The sequence below is a fragment of the Flavobacterium sp. ZB4R12 genome, assembly GCF_048276375.1.
Taxonomy (GTDB): Bacteria; Bacteroidota; Bacteroidia; order Flavobacteriales; family Flavobacteriaceae; genus Flavobacterium; species Flavobacterium gawalongense.
Map to the genome: position 1 here is coordinate 18240 of NZ_JBLNKS010000027.1, position 11455 is coordinate 29694.

Annotated in this window: 7 protein-coding genes and 1 pseudogene; 5 read left to right on the forward strand and 3 right to left on the reverse strand. The window is 32.0% G+C overall.

Annotated features, from left to right (window positions below; all coding sequences use genetic code 11):
* Window positions 1-102: 102 nt before the first annotated feature.
* On the reverse strand, window positions 103-1134 hold the full coding sequence (locus ACNO7W_RS15725) for a hypothetical protein (RefSeq protein WP_417938838.1): 1032 nt from the start codon (window positions 1132-1134) through the stop codon (window positions 103-105).
* 377 nt (window positions 1135-1511) lie between these two features.
* On the opposite strand from ACNO7W_RS15725, the gene ACNO7W_RS15730 reads away from it, so the two are divergent.
* From ACNO7W_RS15730 to ACNO7W_RS15740, 3 genes are read left to right on the forward strand one after another with little or no spacing between them, the layout of a single operon-like run.
* Complete coding sequence (locus tag ACNO7W_RS15730) at window positions 1512-2033, forward strand: RNA polymerase sigma factor (RefSeq protein ID WP_417938839.1); 522 nt, start codon at window positions 1512-1514, stop codon at window positions 2031-2033.
* A gap of 44 nt (window positions 2034-2077) precedes the next feature.
* The gene (locus tag ACNO7W_RS15735; protein ID WP_417938840.1) at window positions 2078-2977 is read left to right on the forward strand and encodes a FecR family protein; all 900 of its coding nucleotides are present in this window, start codon (window positions 2078-2080) and stop codon (window positions 2975-2977) included.
* 51 nt (window positions 2978-3028) lie between these two features.
* Complete coding sequence (locus ACNO7W_RS15740) at window positions 3029-5521, forward strand: TonB-dependent receptor (RefSeq protein WP_417938841.1); 2493 nt, start codon at window positions 3029-3031, stop codon at window positions 5519-5521.
* 2 nt (window positions 5522-5523) lie between these two features.
* Here the strand turns inward: ACNO7W_RS15740 and argS are convergent, their stop codons facing one another.
* Window positions 5524-7314: an arginine--tRNA ligase gene (argS, locus tag ACNO7W_RS15745; RefSeq protein WP_417938842.1), complete on the reverse strand. Its 1791-nt coding sequence runs from the start codon at window positions 7312-7314 to the stop codon at window positions 5524-5526.
* A gap of 660 nt (window positions 7315-7974) precedes the next feature.
* On the opposite strand from argS, the gene ACNO7W_RS15750 reads away from it, so the two are divergent.
* Both ACNO7W_RS15750 and ACNO7W_RS15755 read left to right on the forward strand, forming a co-directional pair.
* A complete protein-coding gene (locus ACNO7W_RS15750) occupies window positions 7975-8529 on the forward strand; it encodes a TonB-dependent receptor plug domain-containing protein (RefSeq protein WP_417938843.1) in 555 nt (184 codons plus the stop codon).
* Window positions 8530-8687: 158 nt separating this feature from the next.
* Window positions 8688-9982, forward strand: a pseudogene (locus ACNO7W_RS15755) (outer membrane beta-barrel family protein).
* Between the two features lie 104 nt (window positions 9983-10086).
* Here the strand turns inward: ACNO7W_RS15755 and ACNO7W_RS15760 are convergent.
* Window positions 10087-11094 carry a 3-oxoacyl-ACP synthase III family protein gene (locus tag ACNO7W_RS15760; protein WP_417938844.1) on the reverse strand — a complete coding sequence of 336 codons (1008 nt, stop codon included), beginning with the start codon at window positions 11092-11094 and terminating at the stop codon, window positions 10087-10089.
* Window positions 11095-11455: the final 361 nt, after the last annotated feature.

Below are 11455 nucleotides of genomic sequence, written 5' to 3' on the forward strand. Positions count from 1 at the left end.
GTTAATAATTAATATTTTTGGCAAACAATTTTTATAAATACATTTATAAAAATCGCTCTTTAAAATTTAAAGTAACTAATTAAGGTTTGTATTTGGTTGTAATTAATTTTTAGTAAAATACAGATAATGAGTTTCTCCACTACTACTGCTTTCATTTTTCAGTCTAACGTTAGTAGTTGTGTATTCCGTAATTTTCCAATCGTCTTCTAATTCATCTAATTTACTGTCATCAAATTTTAACAGAAATATATCTTGACCACTATTTACAGAAGTTGACCAAGTTCCGCCAATATTATTTGTTCCTTTTACAGCCGCAACACTCCCATTAGAATTGAAAGTAAAATTATAACCATTGTAATTTGAAGTTTCATCAATATTGTCAAAATAGTAAGAAACATGCCATGTTCCATCTGTCAAAATCGAAGTGAAATTCGGATTTCCTCCAGTGCCTGAATTAGTATCACAATCCTTTATACTAGCTTCAATACTGTCTTCAAAATCAGAGTTGTTTATAATTACAACATTTTGACCATTCAGGTCTGTAATAGAAACTGGATAGTTGATAGATATAAACACATTACTTTCTATATCTTCTAAAAAATTATATAAATCGGTATCATTTTGAATACTAATCGCATTTGCAATTTGATTATTTGCATTATAAATATCAATCTTTATTGGGTAATTTATATGTATACAGTCAATCTCATCAAACCCATCATCTTCATCACAATTATCAATAACGTCGTCTAATTGATCAACATTTGTAATCAGTTGCGTACTGAAATTTTGATACTGAATTGTTATTGGATAAACAAAGTTTACTATATCATCATCATTTGAAAAAGCATCTAATGCGTTTTGAACCGTGTGGTAATCATTTTGGTTAGATACTGTAATATGCGTTCCATTTACAATAACAATAACCGGCAACTGAACATTAAAACAGCTAGAATTATCCAAAATATTATCCTTAGACGTAGGGTTTTGTGATACCCTAGAAATCAAACTCGTAAGAGGAGATACAGCCGTTAAGTTTTGAGTAGTATCTTGAATAACCAATGTTTCCTCATTTTGACAAGAAATAAATACTATTGCCGTAAAGCTCATTAATAAATATTTAATTGTTTTCATATGTAGCTAATATTTGTTTTTTAATGGAATATGGAATTGATGACTTTTTATATTGTTTTTTTTCTGTCATCGAACTCCGTTTCGTATATCTTCATCGGTGTTTACTTCACTAAAACATTTATTTTTATAGGTGTTCAGTGATTGCTTCGCAGTTGTATCGAGTTTTCATTTATGCTCATTTTATATGTTGATATTTATTGTTTTTTATCGGTCATATGTAATTCGCATATCATCATTGGTGTTCGCGACCCAATTACGGTCATGCTCATTTCATATAAAAAAATTAGCGGTTTAATAATAAAACAGTTTACATCAACATTACCCTACCAAAATTTAAAAATAAATATATCTTTGTAAGGTAAAAAATTACGAAATAAATGACAAAAAATTCATTATCAGAAACTTGCGATAAAATTATTTTTTCAAACTTTTTCAGAAGTCATGCAAAGTCACTCCGCAATTTTATTTTTTATAAGTATGGAAATAAAGACCAAGCCGACGATTTAACCCAAGAAGCTTTTATTAAACTCTGGCAAAACTGTGCTGCGGTCCCCATTGAAAAAGCTAAATCCTATATATATATAATTGCCAATAATAACTCTCTTAACGAAATTGCACATCAAAAAGTAGTTTTGGAATATGAAAAGAATTTTACTGGTCTTGATAAAACAAATGAAAACCCGGAATTTATACTCGAAGAAAAACAATTCAAAAGCAAGCTCTTAAAATCAATTGAAAATTTGAATGAAACACAACGAGTTGCATTTTTGATGCATCGAATAGATGGTAAAAAATATAGCGAAATTGCAGAAGAATTAAATATAAGTGTTAAAGCAGTTGAAAAGCGAATACATTTGGCTTTAATTGAACTAAGAAAAAAAATTGATACTATAAAGTAGGGTAAATTTGTTTTTACTTGTTTTAAACATATAAGATTAATACAATGGAAGAGAATTACATTTTAGCAAAATGGCTAAACAACGATTTGACAGAAGCTGAATTAGCTGAATTTAAAGCCAATCCTGATTATGAAAAATATGAAAAAATTAAAAACTATACTGCTCATTTAGAAGTACCGGATTTTAATGAAGAGAAAGTTTTAGAACATGTTATTAGTCATAAAAAAATTACGTCTAAAGTTATTCCTTTATACAAAAACTGGCTGTTTAAAGTGGCTGCCGTTTTAGTCATTGGGTTAGGAATTACATTTATGATGCAAAATTTTGTTTTACAAACCCAATATGCACCTAATGGCAAAAGAACCACTTTTTCGTTACCCGATAATTCCGAAGTAGTTTTAAATGCTGGTTCAGAAATTGAATATAAAAAATGGAATTGGGACAATAAAAGATGTCTTGAATTACATGGAGAAGCCTATTTTAAAGTAGCAAAAGGCAAAAAATTTGAAGTTGCAACTGATCTTGGAAAGGTTGCTGTTCTTGGAACTCAGTTTAATGTAAAAGCAAGAAAAAATCGGTTTGATGTAACTTGTTTTGAAGGAAGGGTAAAAGTAAATTACATAGAGAGAGAGGTAATTTTAACCCACGGGCAAAGTGTTACTTTTGAAAATGGAAAGCAGATAAATACAACCGTTAATGCTTCTAAACCGGAATGGCTAGAAAATAAAATTGCTTTTAATAAAGAAAATTTACACAACATATTAGATGAAATTCAAAGACAGTACAACGTTTCTATTGAAGTGAAAGCAAAATATTCAGGTGAATTATTTACTGGGAAAATTCCTATAGATAATCTCGATGTTGCCCTTCAAATTATTGCAACTACTTATCATTTAGAACCGAATAAAATTGCTCCAAACAAAATAATTTTTGAAGGAAAATAAATGTTTTTTATTAAACGTATTTACGTCTTATTTTTTTGCTTTGTTTTTGCCTTGAGTATAAAAGCCCAAGACAGAAGCAAAGCAATTGCATTAAAAGATATTCTTCAATCAATAGAGAAACAACATTATATTTATTTTAATTATATTGATAATGAAATAGTTGTTTTTAAAATTGTCCCTCCAAAAAAAACCTTGTCTTTGAATGAGAAGATTAATTATCTTCAAAAGAAAACCAATCTCTTCTTTGAAAACATAGACAATAAATTCATTAACGTTTTTAGCAATAATACATTAGACTCAAAAAATATTTGTGGATATGTATTTTCGAAAGATGATAATTCTCCACTGGAAAATGTGAATATTAAGTTTGTAGGTGCCGGTACTGCAACTAATAAGAATGGATATTTTGAACTAAAAAAAGAGAAGGTAACTGATTTACTGGTCAGTTATGTGGGATTTGCCACTAAAAAAATTTCTGTTTCTGATTTACAAAATAAAAATTGCCTTAAAGTTTATCTTGAAGTTGAAGTTTCGGGGTTAAATAATATAATAGCCAATCATTTTTTAACATCCGGAATTTCAAAAACAATTGATGGGACATTTGCAATAAAACCAAAGAGACTCGGAATATTGCCTGGTTTAATTGAACCCGATGTATTGCAAACTATGTTGCAAATTCCCGGTATTTATAGTGTTGAAGAAAGTATTTCTAGCATTAATGTGAGAGGAGGTACACATGATCAAAACTTATTTTTGTGGAATGGCATCAAAATGTACCAAACGGGACATTTTTTCGGATTAATTTCGGCGTTCAATCCTAATTTAGCCCATACTATTTCCATAACTAAAAATGGGAGTTCTGCTTTTTTTGGCGAAAGTGTATCGAGTGTTGTTGACATGTCCTCTAACCCAAATAACTCTGAAGGAAACAGTTTTGGTGCAGGAATAAATATGATTAATGCAGACATTTATTCAAAGTTTACTATCACCAAAAAAGGTTTCCTGGAAATTGCGGGAAGAAAATCCATAAGCGATTTTGTACAGACACCTACCTACAAACAATATTATAATAAAGCTTTTCAAAATACAAGTATTACTAATTTTTCCAATAATCAAAATGTAGATTATTCCAGTGACGAGAAATTTAATTTTTACGATATTACGGCAAAATACTCTCAAAAAATTGGACAAAAAGACCATTTCGTTTTTGATTTTATAACCATTAATGATCAGCTTAAAGTTTTTCAAACAACCAGAATTAACACTATAATTCAGTCTGAAAATAATGTTTTATTTCAAAAAAATTATGGCGGTAACCTTTCGTGGAAACGTATTTGGAATGCAAAAAATAGTAGTAATTTCAATGTTTACAGTAGCTCCTATGAACTTAATGCCCAAAAAAACAAAATACAAGATAATCAGGTTGTAAGACAGGAAAATAAAGTGCTAGACAATGGTGTTAAGCTTGAGAATAGTCATGTTATCTCTTCAAAATTTACGTTTAATAATGGATATCAGTTTAACGAAATAGGCACTATAAATTTAGATGAAGTAAATAGTCCAATATTTTACAGAAGAATTAAAGAAGTTCTACGAACTCATGCGCTGATAGTTGAAGGGAAATATAACGATACCTTATCCAAAATATATTTTAATCTCGGAGCGCGATTAAACTATATTGAAAAATTTAAAAAGCACCTTTTTGAACCAAGATTGCAGTTTAATTATGCTGTCACAAAACATTTTAATTTAGAAGTATTAGGGGAATTCAAAAGTCAAAATTGTTATCAGGTTATTGATCTGCAGAAAGATTATTTTGGCATAGAAAAAAGACGGTGGATATTGGCAAATGGCACTACAATTCCTATTCAAAAAAGCAAACAGGCATCAATTAGTTTGTTTTATACCCAAAATAATTGGTTATTTACTTTAGAACATTTTTATAAAAAAGTAACCGGAATCAACAGCTCAAGTCAAGGATTTCAAAACCAATTAGAATTTGTAAAAATTAATGGTGATTACGAGGTCTTAGGAATTGAAATGCTGGTGCAAAAAAAAATAAATCATTTCATTACCTGGTTGAGTTATGCTTATAACAATAATAATTACCATTTTCCAAATATAGAACAACCTGTATTTCCGAACAACTTTAAATTAGATCATATTGTCTCTTGGGCTGGGATCTATCAAAGAAAAAATCTAAAAATAGCATTGGGTTCAAAATGGTATTCTGGAAAACCCGAAACAACTCCTGTAAGTTCAGCGATAAATTATAGTAATTCCTCAAATCCAAAAATTGATTATAATACCCCTAACAATAAAGTCCTGGATAACTTTTTTCAAGTTAATTTTTCGACAACATACAAATGGGAAAGCTTGAATAAAACCCAATATAAACTAGGTTTCTCCGTATTGAATGTATTCAATCGAAAAAATGAAATTAATGAATATTATAGAATAAATGCGATTACAAATTCTATTGAAGATGTAAAAACTTTTTCACTTCTACGAACTCCAAACTTAAGTTTTAGAATAACTTATTAATCCTACATTCTTTCCGGAACATTAATCCCTAACAGTCTGAAAGAAGCAGCGATGGTATCAGCCACTTTCTTAGACAATTGTACTCTGAATATTTTCTTCTCTAAATTTTCTTCTCCAAGAATTGGAACAGCCTGATAGAATGAATTGTATTCCCGTACCAAATCGTAAGTGAAGTTTGCCAATAAAGCCGGACTGTGATTATGGGCCGCATTCTGAATCACCTCAGGAAATAATTCCAACTGTTTCAATAATTCTTTCTCTTTTTCGTGAAGTTCCTCGACTGCGCTCGGAATGACATAATCAAAATTAGCTTTGCGAATAATCGACTGAATTCGGGCATAGGTATATTGAATAAACGGTCCTGTATTTCCTGCAAAATCTACTGATTCTTCCGGATTGAAAAGAATTCGTTTTTTTGGATCTACTTTTAAAATGTAATATTTCAAAGCACCCAGACCTATCGTATTGTATAATTTTGCTTTTTCTTCGGCAGAATAGGTATCTAATTTCCCTAAATCCTCTGCAATTTTTTGGGCTGTATCTGTCATTTCCTGCATCAAATCATCGGCATCGACAACGGTTCCTTCACGGCTTTTCATTTTTCCAGAAGGTAAATCTACCATTCCGTAAGATAAATGGAAGAGATTTTTAGACCAGTCAAAACCTAGTTTTTTCAGGATAAGAAATAAAACTTTAAAATGATAATCCTGTTCATTCCCCACGGTATAAACCATTCCGCCGACATCCGGATAATCTTTTACACGCTGAATAGCCGTTCCAATATCCTGTGTCATATAAACAGCGGTTCCGTCTGAACGAAGCACAATTTTTCTGTCTAAACCTTCATCCGTTAAATCAATCCAAACCGAACCGTCAGGATCTTTTTCGAAAACACCTTTCTCCAAACCAATTTGAACGACGTCTTTCCCTAACAAATAGGTATTGCTTTCATAATAATAACAATCAAAATCGACACCTAAATTTTTATACGTAATGGCAAAACCATCATAAACCCACTGGTTCATGGTTTTCCAAAGTGAAATCACTTCAGCATCCCCAGCTTCCCATTTCAACAACATTTCTTGTGCTTCGAGAATGATTGGAGCTTGTTTTTTGGCTTCGTCTTCGGTTTTTCCTTCCGAGATTAATTGGGCAATTTGTTCTTTATACGCTTTATCAAAAGCCACATAATAATTCCCCACTAATTTATCTCCTTTTAAACCTGTTGATTCTGGAGTTTCTCCGTTTCCGAATTTTTGCCAAGCCAACATTGATTTACAAATATGAATTCCTCTATCGTTTATGATTTGGGTTTTGTAGACTTTTTTACCCGAAGCTTTTATAATTTCAGCAACAGCATATCCTAAAAGATTATTACGGACGTGACCTAAATGCAAGGGTTTATTCGTGTTTGGTGAAGAATATTCCACCATGACTGCTTTATCTTCAGTCCCGAAGCTTCGGGATGGTGCAACGAAACCAAATTTTGCATTGTCTTTGATTCCATTGAAGAAATCCAAATAATATTCATCAGAGATAACAATGTTTAAAAATCCGGAAACTACATTAAAACGACTCACTTCGGTTACATTTTCCACCAAATAGTTACCAATTTTGTTTCCTAATTCTACAGGATTCCTTTTTATAACTTTTAATAATGGAAAAATCACCATGGTAATATCACCTTCAAATTCCTTCCGAGTGGTTTGAAATTCAACTTTGTCAATAGCAATGTCAAATAAAGCTTGAACGGCTTTTTCAATAGAAGGCGTAAGAATTTGTGATAATGTCATTTTATGTATTTATTTTAAGGTTGCAAAGATAGTTATAATGCATCAATTTGAAAATTGGAAAACAATATAATTTCCTACGCATAGCATGGTATAATTATTTACTTTTCACAGTTCAGTTCTTTTTTTTAAAAATAGTTGTAACAATTTAAACATAAAAGAGTCTATTAGGTAACTTTCAAATATCCAATTTCAATAAAAAATTATTTTTTTGCATAAAATAGTACTATGTAATACCTGTTAAATAAATACCTTTGCATCATCATCATCATCAATCATTTTTTTAATCAAAAAAACAAAATCATGAATCTCAAATTAATTTTATGCTGTTTATTCGGAACCGTGTTTTCGATGCAAGCACAAAATTCGGTCAAACCAACTCTTCTGGAAAATCCCGGAAGTATCTCTGGTAAGGTTATCGACAAAAAAAACCAACGAACCACTATCTTATGTAAACATTGTAGTGAAAGAAGATAACAAAATAGTTACTGGAGGAATAACTTCAGACAAAGGAACGTTTCTTATCAAAAATCTAGATTTAAAAAATATACTGTAGAAATACAGTTTATAGGTTATAAAACCGTTTCTAAAGCAATTTCATTAACAGCAAAAGGAAAAAATGCTGACCTAAAGACGATTCCACTGGAGGAAGATGCTATCCAATTGGAAGGTGTTGAAGTGGTAAATGAGCGCTCGACAATTGAACAAAAGATCGATAGAAAAGTCATCAATGTTGGTAAAGACTTATTATCAGCAGGAGCAACTGCCGCAGAAATCATGAACAATATTCCATCAGTGAGTGTTGATCCACAAACGAATGCGATAAGCCTTCGCGGAAATTCAAATGTGCGAATATTAATTGATGGAAAACCTACCAACATTGACGCTTCACAACTATTACAACAAATCCCTTCTACATCCATCAAGCAAATTGAATTAATTACCAATCCTTCGGCTAAATACAATCCGGAAGGAATGAGTGGAATAATCAATATTGTATTGAACAAAAACAGTAAAATTGGTTTTAACGGAAGCATAAATAATGGTGTAACTTTTGGAAAAACACCAAAATTGAATTCTTCAGCAGACATGAATTACAGAACCGGAAAGTTCAATATTTATGGAAATTATGGCTTGAATACAGGAAAACAATCCAATCGTGGGTTCATAAACACATTAGAACCTGTGAGGAGGATTTTCAAAAATTCACTTTTGTAAATAACAATACTTCTCATTTAGCGAAAATAGGTTTTGACTTTTATTTGAATGAAAAAAACACCCTCTCCTTTTATACAAACCATAACATTTATAAAGGAAATGGAAATTCTAAAACTACTGTAGATTTTCTTGATCCTTCAAAAACGGATATTACTCAGTTGTTTAATAATGAAAATGATAATTATTCCCAGACTTATAATTTAGATTACAAAAGGAACTTTAAAAAAGAAGGTCATTACATTGAACTGGAATTCAATCACAGCAACAATAACAATAAGGAAATGGGTGTTTTTAATACTCCCAAAACCAATTATATTACCAATATCGGAAATAACACTTTAGTAAATTTAGATTATACAAATCCTTTATCAGAGACCGCTAAATTAGAATTGGGATTAGAAACCAGAATTGAAGATACTCGAAATAAGTTCCTTTTAAACGATGCTTACAATTCAGATTTTGCCTAGATCGATATATATATTCCGCCTACGCAACCTATTCAAAACAATGGGGAAAATGGAGTGCTCAGGCAGGAACCCGATTTGAAAAATACAATGCAAGTGCTATATTCAAAAAAGTAAACGAAAATGACGCCACTTTCGAAGACGACTTATTTACGCTTTATCCTTCGGGATATATCAATTATTCGCCAAGCGAAAAAAACTCTTTTAATTTGAGTGTTTCGAGACGTGTGGACAGACCAAGCATCAATCAGGTAAATCCTATTCGTGAATGGAGCACACCTCAAATTGATTCCGAAGGAAATCCGGAACTTTTCCCTCAGTTTACCAATTCATTTGAATTGAATTACACCCGAAAAACAAAAATAGGTTCCATTACAACTGGTGTATTTTATAGAAGAATAAACGATGAGATTACAAGAACACTCTACGAAAACCCGAACGATCCTTCAAAACAAATTTTGTCATATGCTAACCTCAACGATAATGATGCTTTTGGTTTTGAAATATCCGGAAATTTAGAATTTAAAAAATGGTGGAGTGCCAACATCAGTTTTGATGCGTATAATAAGAAAACAAAAGGGATTGTTGCCGATGAATTTATAGAAGTAGATGTAACCATTTTCAATACCCGAATTAGCAATACGTTTAAACCTTCTAAAAATTTGCGCCTTCAGTTGACAGGAATGTACAGAGGACGTGATTTAGGTTTGCAATTTGAAAGACAACCCATGTGGAAAATCGATTTGGGATCCAGTTATACCATTTTAAAAGGAAGTGGAACCCTAACAGCTCGATTCAGTGATGTATTCAATACAATGAATTTTGCTTTTGATGGCAGTAAACCAAAAAGACAAGAAGGACAATTCAACTGGGAAAGTCAATCGGCGTATGTTGGATTCAATTATCGTTTTGGCTCAGGAAAAAACAAAGCAATCCAAAGAAAACAACGAGATAAAAACGAAACCCAAGGAAGCGGTGGGCTTTTATAAAAATTAGTTTTAATAATTTGTTACCAAAGAAAAACCCGGAGTATGCCAACTCCGGGTTTTTTGATTTTAATTGGCACGCTTACAGCGGCAATAAAAAAGTGATATTACCATTTAATAATAGCACTTCCCCAAGTGAATCCACTACCAAAAGCAGCCAAAATTACTGTATCTCCTGATTTTATTTTCCCCTGTTCCCATGCTTCGGTCAAAGCAATCGGAATAGAAGCGGCAGTTGTATTACCGTATTTTTGAATATTATTGTACACTTGGTCATCCGTCAAACCGAATTTCTTTTGAATAAATTGAGAAATTCTCAAATTCGCCTGATGCGGGATCAACATATCGATATCCGAAACCTGCAAATTATTGGTTTGCAAAGCTTCATTTATTACTTCTGAAAAACGAACCACCGCATTTTTAAACACGAATTGTCCATTCATATAAGGAAAATAACTCTCGTCATCCGGATCATTATCAGCCAAGATATCAGTAACCCAACGGCCTCCCATTCCTGGTGCTTTCACGATTAATTCGGCTGCATGTTGCCCTTCGGAATGTAAGTGTGTAGACAAAATTCCTTTGGTCAAATCTTCTTCTCTACTCAAAACTACTGCTCCTGCTCCATCACCAAAAATCACTGAAACACCCCTACCTCGTGTCGTCATATCCAATCCTGTCGATTGTACCTCAGAACCAATCACCAAAACATTTTTATACATTCCCGTTTTGATGTATTGATCGGCAACTGACAAAGCATAAATAAATCCCGAACATTGATTTCTGACATCCAATGCGCCTACTGTTCTTAAACCTAAATCACGTTGTACCAAAACTCCCGGACCTGGAAAATAGTAATCGGGACTTAAGGTGGCAAAAACTATAAAATCAATAGCTGATTTAGTAACACCGGAACGCTCGATCGCAATTTCAGCCGCTTTTACTCCCATCGTAGTTGTAGTATCTTCACCTCGAATAATATGTCTTCTTTCCTGAATACCCGTACGCTCCTGAATCCACTCATCATTCGTGTCTATAATTTTCGCCAAATCGTCATTGGTAACACTATTGGAAGGGACATAAAATCCTAATCCTGCTATTTTTGAATGATACATAGTTTTGTTATTTTGTTAAAATCAAGGACACATATTTAACGATACGCCAAATATTAGGTCCCAAATTACTGCTTTTTTAGTAATATGCAATATATTTTTCAGGAGCTATTTACTTCGTCAGTTCGCTTCGCTCGTGTCCTGCTTGCTATATCTTTTATTCTCGTAAAAAAACGATAATAAAAGGATGCCGCTTCCATCCTACCGTCTGGACACATCTCAAAATAGAACACAGATAACACGGATCGAACAAATTAACACAGTGTCTCGTCCTGAAAAAAGTTTACACTTTTTGTTATTAATCCTGATATAAATTTACATTAATTCTTAATCCTAAAATGGGTTTATTTTTCATTGTAAATTT

What these genes read in the sequence shown, in the direction of transcription:
- ACNO7W_RS15725 (WP_417938838.1), bottom strand. Translation starts at nt 1,134, where the DNA reads ATGAAAACAATTAAATATTTATTAATGAGCTTTACGGCAATAGTATTT.
- ACNO7W_RS15730 (WP_417938839.1), top strand. Translation starts at nt 1,512, where the DNA reads ATGACAAAAAATTCATTATCAGAAACTTGCGATAAAATTATTTTTTCA.
- ACNO7W_RS15735 (WP_417938840.1), top strand. Translation starts at nt 2,078, where the DNA reads ATGGAAGAGAATTACATTTTAGCAAAATGGCTAAACAACGATTTGACA.
- argS (WP_417938842.1), bottom strand. Translation starts at nt 7,314, where the DNA reads ATGACATTATCACAAATTCTTACGCCTTCTATTGAAAAAGCCGTTCAA.
- ACNO7W_RS15760 (WP_417938844.1), bottom strand. Translation starts at nt 11,094, where the DNA reads ATGTATCATTCAAAAATAGCAGGATTAGGATTTTATGTCCCTTCCAAT.